This window comes from Marivirga atlantica, assembly GCF_016734805.1.
Taxonomy (GTDB): Bacteria; Bacteroidota; Bacteroidia; order Cytophagales; family Cyclobacteriaceae; genus Marivirga; species Marivirga atlantica.
In genome coordinates this window covers 77913-97901 of record NZ_JAERQG010000002.1, presented here as the reverse complement: position 1 = coordinate 97901, position 19989 = coordinate 77913, and the positions used below count along the sequence as shown (strand labels likewise).

Genomic DNA, 19989 nt, shown 5'->3' with positions numbered 1-19989 from the left:
AGGTTTTGTTATGCAAAGCCTTGTTTTAAAGAGTGCAATAATGGATGAACAACAAAAAGACAGCGTTCAAGAGGATGCGAATTTTGAAGGCAATTATATAGAAAAATTTAAAGAATCTAAGGAGCAAGAATTTTATCCTGGTGAATTAATCAGCTGGAAGCTCAAAAAGCAGTCAGTGAAGGTTTATGCTCAAAATTCAGTTTTGCTGCTTAATATCATAGATCAAAGAATCCTAAAATTTAGGTATGCAAATGATGGCTATTTTGAAGATGATTTCTCCTATGCCATTGATCCCGAATACAACACGGGTGATGCACGCTATAAGTTTGAAGATCAGCAGGAGCACATTCTTATTAAAACAGCCTTGCTCAAGTGCTATATAGCTAAGAAAGACCTTACCATTAAAATATGTAATGATAAGGATGAGGTGATCATGGAAGATGAAAAAGGCTACCATTGGAAGGAAGAAAAGAAGTATGGTGGTGATGTGGTGATAACCACCCTCAAGTCTGACCCTGCAAACAAATATTACAGCCTGGGTGATAAAACCGGCAAACTTAATCTGAACGGAACCAGAAGAGAATTATGGGGCACCGACTGCTACGGCTACGGAAATGAAACTGATCCTGTCTATAAAAACATTCCATTTTTTACAGGCTTAAAAGATGGATTAGGATATGGCATTTTTCTGGACAACTCCTTCAGAACATTTTTTGACTTTGGGAAAGAGCGAAAAGAAGCATTAAGTTTCTGGGCACAGGGTGGTGAAATGCGCTATTATTTCATCTATGGCCCGGATTTAACGGATGTTGTAAAAGAGTATACTGAATTAACAGGGCGTTCACCTATGCCTCCAAAATGGGCTTTGGGTTATCACCAAAGCAAATGGAGCTATTATCCTGAAAGTACAGTAAGAGAACTAGCTGACAACTTTCGTTCAAAGAAAATACCATGTGATGTTATCCACCTTGACATAGATTACATGGATGGTTACCGATGCTTCACATGGGATAATAAGCGTTTTCCCGATCCTAAAAAGATGATAGCGGACCTCCGAAAGCAAGGCTTCAAAACTATTGTCATCATAGATCCAGGGATTAAGATTGATCCTTACTACCCTGTTTACCAACAAGGTGTATACCACAATTACTTTTGTACCAGGATGGATGGCGCCAGATTCAAGGGAAGCGTTTGGCCCGGACCATGCCATTTCCCTGACTTCACCAATCCTGAAGCCAGGCAGTGGTGGTCAGGTTTGTTTGGTGGATTGGTTGGTGATGGCGTAGCCGGGGTTTGGAATGACATGAACGAGCCTGCTGTTTTTGAAGAAGGCACCTTCCCCAGAGATGTAAGACATCATTATGAAGGGCATCCATGTAGTCACCGAAAAGGCCATAATGTATACGGCATGCAAATGGCTCGGGCTACTTATGAAGGGCTTGAGAAATTCAACGGCAATGAAAGAAGCTTTACTATTACGCGTTCTGCTTTTGCAGGAATTCAACGATTCAGCTCTGTTTGGACGGGCGATAATATGGCTAGCTGGGAACATCTGAAAATTGCCAATGTACAGTGCCAGAGGCTAGCGGCATCTGGCGTTTCCTTTGCAGGATCGGATGTTGGTGGGTTTATAGGTTCACCTGATGGAGAACTTTACACACGCTGGATTCAATTAGCAACATTTCATCCTTTTTTCAGAACACATTCATCAGGTGACCATGGCGATAAGGAGCCTTGGCAATTTGAAGATAAATACCTCAGCATCGTCAGGAGGTTTATTGAATTAAGGTATGAACTCATGCCTTATTTGTATACTACCTACTGGCAATATGCCGAGTTCGGAGACCCAATGATCCGTTCTATTTCAATGGCTTACCAATATGATAAAGAGACCCTGAACAGAGAGGAAGAATTTCTTTTTGGAGAGCATTTGTTAGTGTGCCCAATTTCGGAAAAAGAAGCTGTAAGCAGGCTGATGTATTTACCGGAAGGCAAATGGATTAATTACTGGACTGATGAGCTTATTGAAGGTAAACAAGAAATAAAAGTTCAAGCACCTCTCGATCAAATTCCTCTGTTTGTTAAAGCCGGAGGCATCATATGTATGCAGCCAAAAATGCAATATACCGATGAGTTTGAACCTGAAGCACTAAGCCTGCATGTTTATGTCGGTGATGACAAAACCACCTCAACCCTTTATGAAGACGATGGACATACCAAGGATTTTGAAAGAGGCTTAAGCACCATTAGAACCTTCACTCAAGAACATGCCGACAACAAACACCTCATTATCCAAACAACTGAGGGCGACTATCAGTCAGCGTTTAAACAGTTTGAAATAAGTCTACATGCTTTAAAACAAGCTCCGCAAAACATCAGCATAGATGGGGAATCTGTCAATTTTCAGCAGGAAAATAATAACATAAAATTCATGGCTGATAAGCTCTTTAGTGAGATTAAAATAGAATATTAGGAAAACCTTAAATATCAACCAATGAAAATCTTAATGATCGGTCCATCTAAGTCAGAAATCCAAAACTATGGTTTAGGACTAGCAACAGAAAATATTGCCAAAGCACTCAGTCAGGAGCTTGATTTAACCATTATATCACCTTCGGCTGCTACTGAATTGAGTCAATCAAGTGATGAAAAACATATTTCTGTTACTATAGAAGAGCGCTTGTTAGATGCCAAGTCTGTTGATGCCACAGCAGTTCAGATTAATGTGGAATCGCTGCTAACACCCTATTTTTATCATGCTTCAAAAGACACTACTAATCAAGAGGAAGTAATTGATTTCTCCATAGAAATACAGGAAGCACTGAATCAATATAATAAATCAGTAATGGAGGAAGTGGCTACCTTAAATTATGATTTGATTTATGCGCACGACTGGTTATCTATAGGAGCCGCCATGCAGCTCAAAACCAAATATAACAAGCCATTTGTTTTGCACATACATGCTTTGGATTATGACAGAGTAGGTAAAAAGTCCTCCTCATGGATTTACCAACTGGAAAAAGAAGGCATGCAAGCGGCAGATGTCATAATTGCTGTTAGCCAGTACCATGCTGATATTATACATAAAGTATATGGCATTGATAAACAGAAGATCAAAGTGGTCTCTCTAGGAATTGACCCATTAAAAGCTGTTGACTATTCTTCTCCTTTTGAGGAAAACATTATTTTGTTTGCTGGGCGTTTAAGCCAGCAAAAAGGGGTGTTTGCATTTATTGAAATAGCTGCTCAGTTACTAATAGAACATAAAGACCTCAAGTTTGTAATTGCCGGTGATGGTGAGCTGGCTCAGGAAGTAGTGAGCAAGATTAACGAAAAAGGTCTTTCCGGTAATTTCAGTTTTACGGGCTTATTGGAAAGACGTGCGCTCCATGCCCTTATGAGAGAAAGCAAGGCGCTGGTGGTTCCATCTATTTCAGAACCTTTCGGTTTAGTAGCCATGGAAGCAGCTCTAAACGACTTACCTATTGTGATTAGCCAACATAGTGGAGCAATTGAGGTATTGAAAAATTGTTTTATTCCTAAAAGTGATGCTATAGCTGATTATGTAGAGGAAGTGGAGAAAGTTTTAGCCAATCCAAAGCTTGTTAAGAAAGCCATAGAAAAAAACAAAGAAGCAGCTTCGAGTAGAAGCTGGAAACATGTGGGAGATGACATCTTGAAAATTTTAGTTGAGGAGAATGAATAACTATCAAATACTACATTATCACTTTACACTGGCTTTAAAAGACATCTCTTTTCTTGAGGTAAGTGAAGGAAATGAACTCGTACCAGAGGAGTTCAATAACAAAAGATTTCATCAAACCTTTAAAGCTGAGATTGGCGAAAAGCTGGATGCTTTGATCAACTTCCTAAAAGCAAAGAATGAAGCCTTGGTTTATTTTAGTGGCTCTTTTCTCGAAATGCTTGAAAAAGAAAGTCTTTCCAGACTTAATACACTGCAGAAGTATGTGGAAAATGGCCAGATAGAGTTGGTGGCCTCTTGTGCGTATCATTCATTCAGTTATTTATGCCATCCTGAATTATTCAAGAAAGAAGTTAGTTTTCACCAACAGGCCTATCAAAAATATTTCGAAAAAGAAGCTAAAATATTCATCAATACGGCTTGCCTGTTCGATGACAAATTGGTGGAATATCTACATGATTTTAATTTTGAAACACTCATAGCTACTGCCAACAGCTGGCATTTATCAGGCACGCATGCTGCAGAAACCTTCCAATCGATAGGCGATAAACCTATGAGGATATTGCTCTCTAATGGTGATAGCAACAGTAACACCTTTCTTAGTTTGGCTAATGGCTATGGTAGTGCTTACGATAACAACCATATCAGCCATTCTTCTTTGGAAAGCCTAAAAAAGATGATGTATGAAGAAGAGCATCCCAGCACTTATTCTGCCAGTATGCCATTAAGTTCACCTGAATGGGAGTATCCTATCTCAAATTATTTAGCGAATCCACTTCAAAAAGCTTTGCTAAATGAATGCAAGCGTTTGGTAGATGCTCAACATCAGCAATTAGCTGAAGAAGATTGGAAAGCTATCATGTTGATTTGCCAGCCGGAGAAATTGATCCATATCCATAAAGCAGAGCAGAGTAATGGTTATCAATCATTTATTAACAGCATGAATATATTAACTGCTATTGGATTGAAGCTTAAGTAATCAATCTGCTTTGCTTCATATAGTGAAAATGTGTAGTTTCATCACATGTTTAACCCAAACCGATACATTGCTTCTCTGCTAAACGACAACAAACGCTTACAATCGGTTATCAAAAAAATATAAGCCGGATATAACAACTTTGGTTACTATATTCTGATGTTGTAGATAATTAAGAACAAGCAAATGAAATCACTTTTAATTTCGATACTCTTCATTTTTACGTTTAGCTGTCAATCAAATTCTCAATCCTTATCGAAGGAAAATGTAAAAGATGGATGGAAATACTTTTTTGCTGAGGAATTTGAAAAATCCAAGATTCACTTTGAAGAACTACACCAGCTAGACTCAAATAATATTGAAATTAATGAAGGTTTATTCTATTCGACTTCACTTTCCGAAAACGAACTTAAACTTGACCTTCTTAACAAAATCCTAGGAGATTCTGAGGAGAATTTTTACAAATATGGAATGACAGCCACTGTGCTTTTAAAATATTATTCCACTCATAAAGCTGAAAGAAAAGAGCCTTTTGACTTTAGTATCAAAGAATTTGAAGCTTACCACACAGATGGATATCTTAAAGCTAAACATGCTGAAGGCCAATTCAAAAATCAGAAAAAAGTGGGTTTATGGAAATACAATAATCTAGGAGGGGCATTATATAAAACCATTGATTATTCTGATTCTTCTAATATTCATTTTGTTACATTTTATAATCAAAACAGGAAAATCAAAGAAGAACTAACTAGAATAAAAGAGGAAAATGGGAACACTTCATATTATGTTCTTAAAAGAGTTATTTATTATCAAGAACTTCCAGATAAAATAGGTGAATACTTATTTGTCTCAAATGATGGTTTCTGCGTTCTTGACCGAGATAACCCTGTTAACCTAGATGAAAGCACTCCCGATAATATAATTGAAGAAGAAGTTTCACTAGACGGCATCAAATACTATATATGGAAAGATGGTAAACGAATGCTGTACTTAGAAAAAGAATATTAAAACTATCTACAACATTGTGTAAAAAAGCATTAAAACGCATTTTACACTCAACGTTAGCTGCAATGATATGAAACAATTAGTAATAGCTGTTATTTTAACTTTATCATGGTCCATCAAAGCTTTCTCTTGTGAGTGTTCCGGTCCCTTAGAATTCCAAACAAAAGAGGATTTAGAAAAATATCAATTCATAGCCCTTGCTTCAATAGATACCATTTACATTTCAGATATTTCAAAAGCCTATGAACATGAGATCTTCTATCAGGCGGACTTAGCAATTCTTGAGCTATTTAAGGGGGATACGATAAATTCTATTCTAGTTAATGGAGGTAATTCTACTCTTGGAGGAACGATCACATCGTGTGATATTGGAATAGATAAGCATGAAAAATGGCTGGTTTTCGCATATCAGGATAAAAATGACAATTTCAGAACTGGCTATTGCACTTTCTCTAAAATGTATGCTAGTGCAACAGGTGAAAAGGACTGGCAATATGAAAGAGGCATAAGGGAACTCACACTTTTACGGGAAATTTACAATCATAATGTCACGGTTGAGAAGGTTCCAAATGGGATTAAAAAAACATACTACCCAAATGAAACAATTGAAATAGAACAATCTTTTGAGAATGGCCTTCCCAATGGTCAAAAAACCGTTTATTATCCGAATGGACGAATCATGATAAATGAAAACTATGAAAATGGTCAAAGAGAAGGAAATTCAATCTGGTATGATCGAAAGGGCCGAGTTGAAAGAAATTTAAAATTTTCTAATGGACACCCTGTCGATACATGCTATTACTACTGGTTTTTCAATGGTCAAGTTCAGCATGAGAGAATATTTGATGATGCAGGAAACATGATTAAAAATTCAAGCTTCAACCATGACGGGGTACTAAAAGAAGTTGCAATAGTTGATAGCAAAACAAATCAGTATATAAAAACAAGTTATTATGAATCTGGAGCTATACGATATGTTGCTATTTCAAACTCAGAAAATTATCAATCTATCCGAACGACAGAATACTATGAATCGGGATCGAAGGAAAAAGAATGGGAATATTACCCTGATGATTCAACGAAAGTCTTTAAATATTGGGAATGGTCGGCTGATGGAAAACTTTCATCGAGTTACATTTTAAAAAAGGACAGGACTAAAATAGACCTAATAAATAAAGCTGATAACAAACACTAAAAGGAATATGCGCACTGAGCTATCTGAAAGGATAATGCGAACAGGAAGTTTCAGTGCTTCTAGCCACTGGGGCGCATATTCATTTTAGTTGAGTGTTACCTTTCAGCGAAATCTCAGAATAAAAATTTAACAATGGATTTATTTTATAAGCATGTTTGTTAACTTCATAAGATGAAAAAAGTCGCCTTAAAAAAATATCTTATCCAAATCGCTGAAAAATTGACTCCTGAGTCAACTTTAGAGGATGTTTATGAACAACTTTCTTTGCTTGCAGATATTGATGAGTCTGAAGAACAAGAAAAGAATGGAGAAATTCTATCTCAAAAGGAAGTTCAAACATTGTCTAGAGAATGGTTAAGGTAATTTGGACCAAGAAGGCTTTTGGTCAATTAGAGAGAGCCATTAAATACATTCGTGATGAACAAGGTATCACATATTCAGAAACAGTTTTAAATAAAATACTTTCCACAACAGCACTACTGGAAAACTCTCCGAACATTGGAACAATAGAACCTCTGTTATCTCATAAAAAATTTGAATATCGATTTCTAGTAGTTTGGAGTTATAAAATCATTTATCGTACTACAAAAGATAAAGCTGTAATTTCAAGAGTGTTTCATACTTCAAGAAACCCTAAAAAGCTTAAAGGAATTTAAAAGCCGAAAAGGTAACATGCCATAAAACCCATTTGCTTACTCATTTCATAGTTAAGTTTTCTGCAGTTGTCCCACCCGTCTGCCGACAAAGGCAGGCAATTTATCTTACTCCTCGGGCAAGCTTCATCAGCCCAGGATGAGACATCCCAAGATTTAATGAATCAACCAAATCAAATTTTCCTTTAATCAGGCAGACCTACCCTACCCTCTAACATCAACTCTTTGTAATTGCTTAGCTTGCCGGAAATGGTTTAAATTGCTAGGTTTGATTTTTATAGGTCTTAAAATAATATTATTTCAAGTTCCTGCTATTTGAAAAGACTATATTCCATATTGTTTCTATTTCTGCTTATGTTTAGCATAAGTGGGGTGCTGTGTGTCTTTAAGGTACAGCAGTATAGAATCAGAAGGGAAATCAAGCATCAGATCAAAGCGGGTATTCCAGAAGAGGAATTGCATGAATTTACCCTTTCGCAGTCAGAATATGAGCAACTTGATTGGCAAAGACCTGATATTGAATTTAGAAAGGGAGCACGCATGTATGATATCGTTCATGCCGAACAAGTGGGTGATTCCATCCGCCTACGCTGTGTCAATGATGAGGAAGAACAAAAGCTCTTTGCTCAGCTAGACCTGCTCATTAAAAGAAAAATGGAACAGGAGTCTCAGGCGCCTGACAGTCCGCTAAGTAAAGTAATCAAAGTTTTAAAATTGGTCTACCTCAACAATGAGGCAGACAATGCATTTCCTACTGAAAGCATGTATCATGCTCCTTATTGTAGGAATAAGGAAAATCTCTACATTTCTCCATTTCCGGAGCATCTTACGCCTCCACCGGATACTGTTTAATTTCAATTTTTTTATCATGCTTTTATCCACCTTTTAAATAGGGCAGGGAGAAGTATGTCTATTTATTAATTACTTAAAAAATCGAATTAAACAATCATATGAAACGATCTTTATTGCTCGTAATGGGCATGTTATGTGCATTGGTGAGCTTTGCACAGAATAATCAAATCAAAGGAAAACTTATTGACGAAAATACCCAAAGCCCGCTCATAGGAGCTAATATCTCTGTCAATAACTCCAGAATAATCACCACCGATGTAAAAGGTGAATTTACCATAGCTTGTAGCGATTCAGTGTACTTAGAAATAAGTTATGTAGGCTATACACCAGTCTCGAAAAAGCTGAGTTGTAGTCAAAATAAGCGGCTTGTTATTGCCATGACTGCAAGTTCTCAGCAATTAGGAACGGTAGAGGTAACAGCTACCTCCAACCTAAATAAATCACAGTTGGAACAGCCTATATCTATCGTTAAGATGGATAAAAAGGCCTTGAACAGAAGTACAGGCTTGTTTCTTGACGATGCCATCAATACCAATGTTCCGGGTGTTACTATGCAACGCAGAACACAGTCTGGTGGCCAGCAACTAAACATAAGAGGCTATGGCAGTGGTATGGGTTTTAGAGGAGTTAGCAATAACTTTGACGGACAAGGGGTGAAAATGTACCTGAATGGGATTCCTGTTACCGATGCAGAAGGCATTACCCAAATGGATGATATCGACTTCGGCTCGGTGAATAAAACCGAGATCCTCAAAGGCCCATCGGGAACATTATACGGTCTGGCAATAGCAGGTGTAGTGAATATGGAAACTGAGCGGGCACCTAAAAACCAGACATCTGTAGCTCAGGAGGTGATGACAGGGAGTTACGGTCTGCTAAGAACTACCACTCGTTTAAGCATAGGAGGGGAAAATTCCTCTCTCTTGGTAAACTATGGTCATCAGAAGTTTGACGGCTTCATGGTCCATACCAAATCTCAAAAGGACTTTGTGAATCTTATGGGCGATTTTAACTTGAATGATAAGCAAAGTATCACTACTTACTTCGGCTATTCTGATAGTTATGATGAGCGAAATGGTGAATTAACAAAGGAGCAATATGCAGCATTGGATTATTCCGGCAACCAACGCTATATTAAGAATAATGCACATTCTGCAATTCGCACTTTCCGTGCAGGCATTGGCCATACCTACGAGTTCAATCAGCATTTTTCCAATACTACCAGCTTTTTCGGCTCGGGTCAGAATAAGGACAACAGTTCAGCCGGTGGGTGGAACGATAAGCTACCTTTGAATTATGGTTTGCGCTCTGTATTCGAGAAAAACTTTAGCTTATCCAACAATATATCTCTTTCAGGCCTTACCGGTATTGAGGCTCAGAAAATGAATGCACAAACCGTGGGCTATCGCATGGGAGCTGATAGTACCAATCTGGATGGCTACAATATTATTACCAATATTAAAAGCAACGAGGCTACCAGCACTTCTACCTATTCATACTTCACTCAGTGGACATTAAGTCTACCATGGAAGTTTAATATCACAGCAGGTGTGGGTGTGAGTAATATGAAGATTCGCCTGGAAGACAGGCTTTGGGGATTGGATAATAACAGCCCAGATAATGATAGGTTGAAAGTATATGAAAACAGCTACAATAACCTGCTTTCTCCAAGCCTGGCGATTAATAAAAAAATCAATCCCTTTGCTTCAGTCTATGCCTCCTTTTCAACAGGATATAAAGCACCTGTGACCGGTAATATCCTTATATCTACAACCGGGCAATTGAATACAGGATTAACACCTGAAAAAGGGACCCAAATTGAAGTAGGAACCAAAGGCAGCTTCTTCAAAAACCATTTGTTCTATACTTTAGCAGTGTACCATACTACTTTTGAAGATAAATTCACTACTATTACGGTACAGAATCCGGAGAATACAGCTACTCTTTATTCTTATCTGGTGAATGGTGGCCGACTCAATAATAATGGACTGGAAGCCTACCTAAGCTACCAGCTCATGAGCTCAGAAACTGGTTTTATAAAACTTCTGCAGCCTTTTGCCAACTTTACTTATGCTGATTATACCTACCAAGATTATCAATTTGAGAAGGTAGGAGAGAACGCTGCCAATGAGCAGATCTCAGTAGTAGAGGATTATTCAGGTAAAGCAGTGGCAGGCGTACCCCCTATGGTATTCAATGCGGGAGTGGACATAGTAACCAATCCCGGATTCTATGGTAATGTATATTACAACTACAGGAGCAGCATGCCTTATACTTCCGATGGCCTGAATGAAACGGATGCTTACAGCTTGCTAAATGCAAAGCTAGGTTTCAGAAAGCAGCTGAGTGATTTCAATCTGGATGTTTATGTAGGAGCGAACAATATCACTGGTACGCAATATTACCAAATGGTATTTGTGAATCAGTTGCCCGATGCCTACATACCTGCCCCTAATGAGATCAATTTCTTTGGTGGTATCAACCTCAAATATACATTTTAAGACATCTAAGCCTGCTTTCTGCACTATAGAAAGCAGGCTTAATTAATTCTCTGAACTATGAAAAATATAATCGCCTGCTTATGGCTATCCATGCTTTTTATGAGCTGTGGGAGGTTTAGCAATGAAGACAAAAAGGAAGATCATCAGGAAAGAATTGTATGCATCTCCAAGCAGTATGCTGAAATTATTTATGCCCTGGGGGCTGAGGAAGATGTAGTAGCTGTTGACCTCTCCAGCACCTATCCTCCTGAAATTAAGGAGCTCCCTACCATTGGTTACCACAGGGCTTTGAGCACTGAAACCATTTTGGCCATGAAGCCTACGCTTATTCTCCACGATAACAACATCGGCCCGGAGCATGTAGTAAATCAGTTGGAAAAGCTGGAAATTCCTATGAAAACCTTCGGTCAGTATGAGCCTACCATCGCTGGCACGGATTCCTTAATTCAGGAGATGGGAAAATACTTCGGCAAGGAAGCAGCGGCTGACTCTTTAGTGAATAAGCTGCATGCTGATATGGAGCAAGCTTTAGCCCAAGCCCGGCAATACACTGAAAAACCTAAGGTGCTCATCATCCATTTCGGAAGGGCATCAAATGTATACCTGGTGATGACCCAAAAGAGTACGGCTGCCAGAATGCTGGAGTGGGCAGGAGGAGAGATGGCCGTAAATGCCGAAAGAGGGATGAAGCAATTATCTCCAGAAGTGGTGGCGGCAGCCAACCCGGATGTAATCCTGCTTACAGACTTTGGTTACGATCGTTTGGATAAAGGAAATGAAATTGAGAAGCTGCCCGGCATCAGTGCTACCAATGCCTTTAAAAATAAGCGGGTTTTCAGAATTGAAGAGCATGACTTAGTGTACCTGGGCCCAAGAACAGCTGAGAATGTTTTGCTCATCCAGCAATTAATACATAACAATGAAAAGGAGTAGAATAGGAGTAATATTCCTGAGCTTGCTACTCTTACTTATTTTGCTGGCACTTATTTCAGCAAAATATGGAGCTGTGGAAATCAGCAATCAGGAAATCTGGGAGGCGCTTGTTCGTATAAGTAAGGGACAGGAATTGATGGACCTAAATGAGCGGATATTTATGCAAATTCGCTTACCTAGGGTAATTATGGGCATATTTGTAGGAGCTGCATTAGCGGTGGGAGGGGTGTTGATGCAGGCCTTATTCAGAAACCCTATAGTGGAGCCTGGGCTGGTAGGTACCTCCAGCGGAGCAGCTTTCGGTGCGGCACTCTACTTTGTATTAGGGGCTACTTTTCAGTGGAACCTTGGAGAGTGGACTTTACCTGTGGCAGCCTGTTTAGGAGGGATTTGCTCTACAGCCCTGGTATTCTACCTTTCCCGATCGCGCAACAGCAGTAAAAGTTCTGTGGTTTCTTTATTGCTGACCGGTATTGCCATCAATGCACTATTTTTAAGTGGGGTAGGCTTTTTATCCTACATTGCACGCGATCCTCAGGCACGCTCCATCACCTTCTGGAACCTTGGGACCTTATCAGGCGCGTATTGGCAGGGAGTACTTTTTGTGGTGGTCGTTACAGTAAGCTGTCTGCTCCTTAGTTTGCGCTATGCCAAAAACCTTAACGCCCTGATGCTGGGGGAACAGGAAGCCCAGTTGCTGGGTATGAATGTGAATACACTTAAAATGAAAGTGTTGTTATTAAATGTGATTATGGTGGCCGTGGCCACAGCCTTTGTAGGTGTTATTGGCTTTGTAGGCCTTATAGTCCCTCACCTGTTGAGGATGTTGCATGGCTCCGATAACCGCTATTTAATTTGGTCCGGAGCCTTAATGGGCGCTGTAGTTTTAACGGCTTCCGATTTGGTAGCCCGACTGCTACTCTCTCCGGCAGAGTTGCCTATTGGGATAGTTACCTCCATGGTGGGTGTTCCCATTTTTATTGTATTGCTTAGACGCACAAATTATTTCTTCTGATATGCTTACCTTAAAAAATATATCCTATCAAATTAAAGATAAAACCCTGGTAGAGGATGTTTCTGCCAATTTTCAGGAGGGCAAGATAAATCTGATTCTGGGCCCAAATGGTGCAGGAAAATCTACCCTGATCAAGCTAATGAGCGGGGAGCTGAAACCTTCTTCAGGCCAGGTGTTTGTGGAGGATGAGCCGCTTGTACAGATTCCTTTGGCACAGCAGGCAAAGTTCAGAGCAGTGCTCTCGCAGAACCTGGAACTAAGTTTTCCGCTAAAAGTGCATGAGGTGGTGATGATGGGGCGTTACCCTCATTTTGAGAGTAAGCCTCAGGAAGTGGATAAAGCAATTTGTGATCAGGCCATGGATCGCTTCGATCTACAGCAGATGGCCCACAGAAATTACCTCACCTTGAGTGGAGGAGAAAAGCAGCGAGTACAGTTTGCCCGTGTTTTTGCCCAGATCTGGCAAGCTTCAGCCCTTAAGCCTCGTTTATTATTGCTTGATGAGCCACTCACTTTCTTAGATATCTACTACCAATATGAGCTGATGCAGCAGATCAAAGACTTTATGAAAAGCAACCCTGACCTCACGGTAATTGGGGTGATACACGACCTCAACATAGCCGCTCATTTTGCCGAGCATACCTTTCTGATGAAAGCCTCTCAGCTCTTTAAACAGGGAATCACAGCCAAAGTACTGACGGAGGAAAACATATATGAAGTGTTTAAGGTACGGGTAAAAGATAGGTTTATGATGGACAAGCTGTAAGGAGACAAGCAGGATAAAAAGCCCTCTTGCTTTATGTAACCAAAATGTGTAGTTTCATTGCATGTTTAACCCAAACCGATACAAAGCCCCTCCGCTAAACGACAACATTCGTTTACAAACGGTTATTAAAAGATATAATACTGATATAGTGACTTTGGTTGCTATATTCGGGGGTTAGCCTTCATTCACTTCAACTATGCAGCAGACAAAGGAGATCTATTTAGAACATGAAAAGATTGGCTTTCCTAAAATCAGCGAACAGGATCAAGCGGATATGCTTATATGGCATAATCCAGAAATCATCAACAAACTAACACCAGGTTTTAATGCTGAATTCATACCTCCTGAAGTAGCAAAAAAATACATCTCAATATCTAAGGAAACATTTAGAGAATATTTTAAAGTTAGTGGATACATTGAAAGACTAAATGAGAATCACAAAGTATTCCCAAAAGAAGATAGTCAATGGGTTGAAAAAAATGGTGCTTCAGGATATAAATTAAAAGTTCAAGAACGCGGTGGCATAGTACACATTGAATTTTTCGATACTTATGAAGAATTGATTGACTATTTTGTTATCTCTAAGTTCAAAACGTTTAGTCGTTAATGATCTAAAAAAACGAAATGCCAACATCGCATAAACCCCATTTGCTTTCTCTTTTCATAGCTAAGTTTTCTGCAGGTGTCCCGCAATTTATGCTTCCGCTTTTTTCTGGCTTCATCATAGCAGGACGAGGCATTGTAGGACTAAAAAGCATCTAAGGCTAGGCTTACATTTAAATCTTTTGCTAGCTGTATGGGGACGGGACATTAGCTGGGCCTAAGAACGGACACGAAGACAAAAGTTTATTAGTTGCTTGCCAGCTCCATCGGACGGACTGTTTGTTACCTACCCTAGGTGGACATCACCTCTTACTGTCAGCCTGCCTTGTTGGAAACCGCATAAATTGCTTAGTTTAGTAGTTCAAAGCATACAACTTGCAAACGGGTTTTATGCTAATCGTTATGGGAAATTAAATGTCAGCAACTAATTACTGCATATTGCTTTTCAGCTTCTTCTGTGGTACACTTCACGCTCAAGAAGAAAATAAACTTTTGGAAGTTAACATAACTTCTTTTGGGGAGTTAGGCGAGTATCAATACACCTTTAATCAAGATCATTTTCTTGAGAAAAAAACTGCTGTGACAATTTCCGATAGTTCTAAGACTAAACTTAGATTAAGAGATTGGAAACGACTTAATGAAATCATTGATTTAATGAAGTTAGACAGCATACAATTTTATAATTCCTCAACAAATTATGCTGATATTGATGGAGACTGGTATAGCAATATTGAAGTTAAGAAAGGTAATATTAGCTACAGGACTCCAAATTACGATGCTAGCAATCCAAATCGCCACCTGATTATCCTAGATAGTACCCTTTGGACACTTGGCAAAAAGTACAGTAAGATAAGTTGGGAGCGACTTTATGAACAATCCAATGAAGAGGCTCTAAATAATAAAACTGAACCTGTATATCTGATAGTTGAACAAATGCCTACATATCCGGGAGGTAAAGACTCCCTATCATGCTACATACAAAACCAACTATTGAATTATGACAGCATAGAAGGAAAAGCTTATGTTAGGGCCATAGTTGACCAACATGGACAGCTTACGAGCATAGAATTATTAAAAGCTTCAAATGATTTAATAGGAAAATCAGCTTTAGAAATTGTAAAGGAAATGCCGCTTTGGATACCAGGGAAGAAAAGAAATCGTAATGTGAATGTTCAAATAGTTATTTCGGTTGGACTAAAATATCCATAACAAAACCTATGAATGAATGGGATTCATCGGTCAGGTTATTTTAGTTCTGATTGGAAAGTCAACTAAAACCTTTAAATCTAAATCAAGTCGTGCCCACCTGTCTGCAGGTTCTAATTTCCACTCAAAATAGCCGTTCATTTTGCTGACCACACTTTTCTGATGAAAGCCTCTCAACTCTTTAAACAGGGAACCACAGCCGAAGTGCTGACGGAGGAGAATATCTATGAAGTGTTTAAGGTGCAGGTGAAAGATAGGTTTATGATGGACAAGCTGTAAGGAGACCTAAAGGATGAAAAGTCCTCTTGCTTTATATAGCCAAAATGTGTAGTTTCATTGCATGTTTAACCCAAACCGATATAAAGCCCCTCCGCTAAACGACAACATTCGTTTACAAACGCTTAGAATCGGTTATGAAAATATATAATGCAGATATAGTAACCAAAGTTACTATATCCGGATGTTGTAGTCCATAAAAAATGACTCCAAAGGAAGTACTAACTAACGCAATAGACCAACATTTAAGGTCAAACTTGGAAGCCGAAGGATTCAGTTTCAGTGAATCTCAACTCAAATTCAAGAAAAAGTCAGACAGTGGATTTACTCATGAAATAGGGTTTAGAGGATCAAAAACGAATACCGCAAACTATCTTGTAAACTTTGAAGTATGGTTTAACACTTATTCTGCTAAGTACAAAAAATGGTGGAAAGACAATTTTCCAGAGATTCCAATCATTGGTGGTGGATATTTGCCCAAAACTGATTTATCAGCATTTGAAGGCATGAATAGAGACTTGCAACCAACTTTTGGATATGATTTCATGAAACTAGAACATTCTATCATCATGAATGACATCTGGGAGAATTATAAAAATCACGCTAAAAAATACTTTGGCTTACATGACGCCTGGGAGTATATAGTTAATAACGAGAACATTAATAGCTTTCTTAAGATTGATGCACTTATCTTTTGTAATAAACCGAAAGAGGCATTGGAATTAGCTGAAGAGAAATACAAAAAGTATTTAGATCATTATGGGTCAGAAGAAAATATGAAGGGTGCAAAGCAAACATTCAGCATAATCAAATCAAGATTAAATTACCTGAAAAGTTAAAACGGGCTACAACATATGCTATGAATGAATGGGGTTTTAGCGGTCAGGAAATTTTAGTGGGGTTTGGAAAGTTAGCCGCAAGTTTTAAATTTAAATCAAAGCGTGGCTATGTGCGAGACGAAAGGTTAGTGCTTTCTAATCCCCACTCATCATAGCTAGGCGTTATAAAATACTTGATAAAGATGTTAGAAAATATAAATGAAAAAGTCATTATCTTGAATTTTATAGGGTTAAGGTTAATAGCTTAGCTCCAATCCAAAAATATTCTCTATCTTCATCATTCAATAAAAATATCTATCCTATGAAAGAAGTCATTATAGGCGTAATTGCAGCGATTATTTTCTTTGTGCTACTATTTTATGTTTTCAAATTTGTATTTATCACCTCTCTGATTATTTCTGCTGCTATTATTATCATCCCTATTCTATATTTAATTTTCAAATCAAAAAGCGATTAAGCGTTCTACCCACATATTTAACAATTGCCATTAAAGGCTATGCAAGTCATAAAGAATTTGCCAGAAAGGCTATTACTGCCTTTGAAGAAGTGCTCAACTCTTATTCTTCTTTTGGCTTCCCTAATTCTCCATTTTTAAGCCTCTTCATATAATCTGCAAGGTCCAGGCGTACTTCTTTAGATAGTATGTAAAGGCCAATCATGTTAGGTACTGACATCGCCAGAATCATCATATCAGAAAAGTCGAGTACGGCACCCAAACTTACTGATGCACCAATCACAATAAAGATTAGAAAAACTATTTTGTAAGCCAATTCTGATTTGTTGGTCTTCCCGAAAAGATAAGTCCAACCGCGCATACCATAATACGACCAAGAGATCATGGTAGAGAATGCAAAGAGAAATACAGCTATTGCCAAAACATAAGGGAACCATGAAATGACTGACCCAAAAGCATTGGCGGTAAGCTTCACTCCCGTTACACCAGGCACTTCGTGCATACCTGTAAAGATTAATACCAAGGCTGTTAATGTACAAACCACAACTGTATCAATAAAAGGCTCCATTAAACCTACAAAACCTTCAGAAGGTGGATTGTGCGTTTTAGTAGCACTATGGGCAATAGCTGCTGAGCCAACGCCAGCCTCATTAGAGAAAGCAGCACGTTGGAAACCAATAATCAATACACCTATAAAGCCCCCTTTAAGTGCGCTGGAGTGTAATGCACCATTATAAATGGCAGAAAAAGCAGGCCCTATATTTTCAATATTAATTCCTATAATGATAAGGGCAGCTACTACATAAATAATTGCCATAACAGGCACCACCTTTCCTGTTACTTTGGCAATGCTTTCAATACCTCCGATAATCACTATACCTACTAAAATGGCTAAACCTATTCCGAAGTAAAAACCCCAGCCCTCAAGTACTGCAAACTGTGAAGCCATAATTTCAAATGACTGATTGGATTGAAACATGTTTCCTGCTCCAAAAGAGGCTCCTACACATAACACAGCAAATATACCTGCCAGCACTTTTCCTAATCCTTTTATATTTCGCTTTTCTAATCCAAATCGCAGGTAGTTCATCGGACCTCCGAAAATCTTACCATCTTCCTTTATCTCACGGTATTTCACACCAAGTGTACACTCTACAAACTTCGAGGACATACCAAATAAACCAGCTAATATCATCCAGAAAGTTGCTCCTGCCCCACCAATGGAAACCGCAACCGCTACACCCGCAATATTACCTAAGCCCACTGTTGCAGAAACGGCAGTTGCCAATGCCTGAAAGTGAGTTACTTTACCGGGTGCATTAGGATCACTATGCTTACCTCTGGCCAGATCGATGGCATGCTTAAATCCACGAACATTAATAAAGCCCATTCTAACAGTAAAGAAAACCGCCCCTAAAATCAGCCATACTACAATGAAGGGAATACTATTTTTACGCACATCTCCATTAGGGTGTAATAGAGGCTTTTTCTCATCAAATTTTATGCTGGCAAAGAATTGTGCACCCTGTTCAATTAAGTGCTTGGTATTATTAGGACTAAAAATTACTTCACCCTCTTTAACATTAAAATTAATTTCTCCATTTGCTGTAGACTTAACAACGTCCGCATCATTGTTATTAATAGACACTATGGCTATTTCATCTCCTTCGTTCACCTGCGTGCCATCTTTTACCAGCTTTTTCTTAAGAATAAAGGTTTTCTCGGTAGTAGCTGTCCATTCTGGCGTTTTGATCATCTCCTCATCTGTATAAACCACCGGATCATATAGGCCTATAGCTGCAAATGGATCCCAGAAAAGTACACCACTCATTACCTGTACAATAGGCTCAAATACTGAGTTGAAATTTTCGGTAATTGATTCTGCTTCAATCGTAATATTCTTAGTTACTTTAAGATTCTTTGAATCATTAACTGTAACCGAATAATTATAACCCTCAATCAATCCTGAGGCCTCAGATGCTGTTAATGGTGTGTTCTGGCTAGACCATTTAAATTGGTAGGGAGGTGTTCCTCCTCCTACTGTAAGTTTGATTTGTCCATCATTTATTGTTGGAGTAGGATTAATGGTTTCTATTTCAACAATGAGCGTATCACTTTGCTGAAGGCTTGTAGCCGATAAGTTGAAAATAGTAAAAACTACTAAAGTTATGATTAGTGCTGATCTTAAAATTTTGCTCATAGAAATGAAATAAGGGTTTTAAGCTAATTTTAAATTAATTACTACCCTCTTATGGGCTGACGGAAATCTGATATTATTAATAATTAATTAAATGGAAACCTGATTGTTTAGAATAATCCATATTTAAATACAAATAGGATTAGTTTTTAGAAACATCTGATTCATGATTGATCAAAAAAAAGCCCCGATGCTAAAACACCGAGGCTTTCAAAAAATGTTGCTTGTATTCTACTTATGTCTTAACTAGTTGCACATTCAAATGTAACTTTACATCATCACCTACTACTACTCCACCTGCTTCTGTCACCTGGCTCCATGTTAAACCGAATTCTTTCCTATTGATTTTTCCATTTACTTCAAAACCAGCTTTGGTTTGTCCGTAACCATCTACCATTGTACCACCTAAACCAGCTGATAATTCTACGGCTTTAGTAGTGTCCTTAATAGTTAAGTCACCAACTAATTTGTAATCGTCATCTCCTTTTTTCTCCAGCTTGCCTTCGAATATCAGTTTTGGAAATTTTTCTGAATCGAAGAAATCACCACTTTTCAAGTGCGCATCTCTATCCGCCACATTGGTATCTACTGAATTGGTATCCAACGAGAATTTTGCTGTAGCGCCTTCAAAATCATCATTATCTGTTTCTAATGAACCTTGGAATGTTTTAAAAGTACCTGTTACAGTTGAAATAACTAGGTGTTTTACCTTAAACTGAACCTCACTGTGGGTTGGATCGATATTCCATACTTGTGCCATAATTTTATGTATTTAGAGTTTGTTGAATTTATATGTTGATACATATACTGTTTAT

At 38.4% G+C, this 19989-nt stretch carries 18 protein-coding genes; 16 read left to right on the top strand and 2 right to left on the bottom strand.

Annotation, left to right across the window (positions count from 1 at the left end):
* The first annotated feature begins 40 nt into the window (after nt 1–40).
* The 16 genes from JKP34_RS07890 (at nt 41) to JKP34_RS07815 (ending at nt 16980) form a co-directional block, all read left to right on the top strand.
* The gene (locus JKP34_RS07890) at nt 41–2473 is read left to right on the top strand and encodes a glycoside hydrolase family 31 protein (RefSeq protein WP_201919542.1); all 2433 of its coding nucleotides are present in this window, start codon (nt 41–43) and stop codon (nt 2471–2473) included.
* A gap of 21 nt (nt 2474–2494) precedes the next feature.
* Nucleotides 2495–3706, top strand: a complete 1212-nt coding sequence (locus tag JKP34_RS07885) for a glycosyltransferase family 4 protein (RefSeq protein ID WP_201919540.1) — start codon at nt 2495–2497, stop codon at nt 3704–3706.
* A complete protein-coding gene (locus JKP34_RS07880; protein WP_201919538.1) occupies nt 3699–4682 on the top strand; it encodes a polysaccharide deacetylase family protein in 984 nt (327 codons plus the stop codon). The genes JKP34_RS07885 and JKP34_RS07880 overlap by 8 nt, the downstream gene beginning before the upstream one ends.
* A 183-nt stretch (nt 4683–4865) precedes the next feature.
* On the top strand, nt 4866–5687 hold the full coding sequence (locus JKP34_RS07875) for a hypothetical protein (RefSeq protein ID WP_201919535.1): 822 nt from the start codon (nt 4866–4868) through the stop codon (nt 5685–5687).
* A gap of 67 nt (nt 5688–5754) precedes the next feature.
* Complete coding sequence (locus JKP34_RS07870) at nt 5755–6879, top strand: toxin-antitoxin system YwqK family antitoxin (RefSeq protein ID WP_201919533.1); 1125 nt, start codon at nt 5755–5757, stop codon at nt 6877–6879.
* A gap of 171 nt (nt 6880–7050) precedes the next feature.
* Nucleotides 7051–7242, top strand: a complete 192-nt coding sequence (locus JKP34_RS07865) for a hypothetical protein (protein ID WP_201919531.1) — start codon at nt 7051–7053, stop codon at nt 7240–7242.
* Nucleotides 7230–7535 (top strand): type II toxin-antitoxin system RelE/ParE family toxin, encoded by a 306-nt coding sequence (locus JKP34_RS07860; RefSeq protein ID WP_201919529.1) that lies wholly within the window; start codon nt 7230–7232, stop codon nt 7533–7535. Before JKP34_RS07865 ends, JKP34_RS07860 begins: the two co-directional genes overlap by 13 nt.
* Nucleotides 7536–7847: 312 nt before the next feature.
* Nucleotides 7848–8384 (top strand): hypothetical protein, encoded by a 537-nt coding sequence (locus JKP34_RS07855; protein WP_201919527.1) that lies wholly within the window; start codon nt 7848–7850, stop codon nt 8382–8384.
* Between the two features lie 98 nt (nt 8385–8482).
* Nucleotides 8483–10885 carry a TonB-dependent receptor gene (locus tag JKP34_RS07850; protein WP_201919525.1) on the top strand — a complete coding sequence of 801 codons (2403 nt, stop codon included), beginning with the start codon at nt 8483–8485 and terminating at the stop codon, nt 10883–10885.
* 57 nt (nt 10886–10942) lie between these two features.
* Nucleotides 10943–11818, top strand: coding sequence for a heme/hemin ABC transporter substrate-binding protein (locus JKP34_RS07845; protein WP_201919523.1), 876 nt, complete (start codon nt 10943–10945; stop codon nt 11816–11818).
* Complete coding sequence (locus JKP34_RS07840; RefSeq protein ID WP_201919521.1) at nt 11805–12833, top strand: FecCD family ABC transporter permease; 1029 nt, start codon at nt 11805–11807, stop codon at nt 12831–12833. The genes JKP34_RS07845 and JKP34_RS07840 overlap by 14 nt, the downstream gene beginning before the upstream one ends.
* A 1-nt stretch (nt 12834) precedes the next feature.
* A complete protein-coding gene (locus tag JKP34_RS07835; RefSeq protein WP_201919518.1) occupies nt 12835–13599 on the top strand; it encodes a heme ABC transporter ATP-binding protein in 765 nt (254 codons plus the stop codon).
* Nucleotides 13600–13795: 196 nt separating this feature from the next.
* Nucleotides 13796–14206: a hypothetical protein gene (locus JKP34_RS07830; RefSeq protein ID WP_201919516.1), complete on the top strand. Its 411-nt coding sequence runs from the start codon at nt 13796–13798 to the stop codon at nt 14204–14206.
* A 410-nt stretch (nt 14207–14616) separates the two neighbouring features.
* A complete protein-coding gene (locus tag JKP34_RS07825) occupies nt 14617–15411 on the top strand; it encodes an energy transducer TonB (protein WP_201919514.1) in 795 nt (264 codons plus the stop codon).
* A gap of 476 nt (nt 15412–15887) precedes the next feature.
* On the top strand, nt 15888–16523 hold the full coding sequence (locus JKP34_RS07820) for a hypothetical protein (protein ID WP_201919512.1): 636 nt from the start codon (nt 15888–15890) through the stop codon (nt 16521–16523).
* A 301-nt stretch (nt 16524–16824) separates the two neighbouring features.
* Complete coding sequence (locus JKP34_RS07815; protein ID WP_201919510.1) at nt 16825–16980, top strand: hypothetical protein; 156 nt, start codon at nt 16825–16827, stop codon at nt 16978–16980.
* Nucleotides 16981–17080: 100 nt separating this feature from the next.
* On the opposite strand, the gene JKP34_RS07810 is transcribed toward JKP34_RS07815, so the two are convergent.
* Nucleotides 17081–19177: an amino acid carrier protein gene (locus tag JKP34_RS07810; protein WP_201919508.1), complete on the bottom strand. Its 2097-nt coding sequence runs from the start codon at nt 19175–19177 to the stop codon at nt 17081–17083.
* 232 nt (nt 19178–19409) lie between these two features.
* Complete coding sequence (locus JKP34_RS07805) at nt 19410–19934, bottom strand: YceI family protein (RefSeq protein WP_201919506.1); 525 nt, start codon at nt 19932–19934, stop codon at nt 19410–19412.
* Nucleotides 19935–19989: the final 55 nt, after the last annotated feature.

What these genes read in the sequence shown, in the direction of transcription:
- JKP34_RS07890 (WP_201919542.1), top strand. Translation starts at nt 41, where the DNA reads ATGGATGAACAACAAAAAGACAGCGTTCAAGAGGATGCGAATTTTGAA.
- JKP34_RS07885 (WP_201919540.1), top strand. Translation starts at nt 2,495, where the DNA reads ATGAAAATCTTAATGATCGGTCCATCTAAGTCAGAAATCCAAAACTAT.
- JKP34_RS07880 (WP_201919538.1), top strand. Translation starts at nt 3,699, where the DNA reads ATGAATAACTATCAAATACTACATTATCACTTTACACTGGCTTTAAAA.
- JKP34_RS07875 (WP_201919535.1), top strand. Translation starts at nt 4,866, where the DNA reads ATGAAATCACTTTTAATTTCGATACTCTTCATTTTTACGTTTAGCTGT.
- JKP34_RS07870 (WP_201919533.1), top strand. Translation starts at nt 5,755, where the DNA reads ATGAAACAATTAGTAATAGCTGTTATTTTAACTTTATCATGGTCCATC.
- JKP34_RS07865 (WP_201919531.1), top strand. Translation starts at nt 7,051, where the DNA reads ATGAAAAAAGTCGCCTTAAAAAAATATCTTATCCAAATCGCTGAAAAA.
- JKP34_RS07860 (WP_201919529.1), top strand. Translation starts at nt 7,230, where the DNA reads ATGGTTAAGGTAATTTGGACCAAGAAGGCTTTTGGTCAATTAGAGAGA.
- JKP34_RS07850 (WP_201919525.1), top strand. Translation starts at nt 8,483, where the DNA reads ATGAAACGATCTTTATTGCTCGTAATGGGCATGTTATGTGCATTGGTG.
- JKP34_RS07845 (WP_201919523.1), top strand. Translation starts at nt 10,943, where the DNA reads ATGAAAAATATAATCGCCTGCTTATGGCTATCCATGCTTTTTATGAGC.
- JKP34_RS07840 (WP_201919521.1), top strand. Translation starts at nt 11,805, where the DNA reads ATGAAAAGGAGTAGAATAGGAGTAATATTCCTGAGCTTGCTACTCTTA.
- JKP34_RS07835 (WP_201919518.1), top strand. Translation starts at nt 12,835, where the DNA reads ATGCTTACCTTAAAAAATATATCCTATCAAATTAAAGATAAAACCCTG.
- JKP34_RS07830 (WP_201919516.1), top strand. Translation starts at nt 13,796, where the DNA reads ATGCAGCAGACAAAGGAGATCTATTTAGAACATGAAAAGATTGGCTTT.
- JKP34_RS07825 (WP_201919514.1), top strand. Translation starts at nt 14,617, where the DNA reads ATGTCAGCAACTAATTACTGCATATTGCTTTTCAGCTTCTTCTGTGGT.
- JKP34_RS07820 (WP_201919512.1), top strand. Translation starts at nt 15,888, where the DNA reads ATGACTCCAAAGGAAGTACTAACTAACGCAATAGACCAACATTTAAGG.
- JKP34_RS07815 (WP_201919510.1), top strand. Translation starts at nt 16,825, where the DNA reads ATGAAAGAAGTCATTATAGGCGTAATTGCAGCGATTATTTTCTTTGTG.
- JKP34_RS07810 (WP_201919508.1), bottom strand. Translation starts at nt 19,177, where the DNA reads ATGAGCAAAATTTTAAGATCAGCACTAATCATAACTTTAGTAGTTTTT.
- JKP34_RS07805 (WP_201919506.1), bottom strand. Translation starts at nt 19,934, where the DNA reads ATGGCACAAGTATGGAATATCGATCCAACCCACAGTGAGGTTCAGTTT.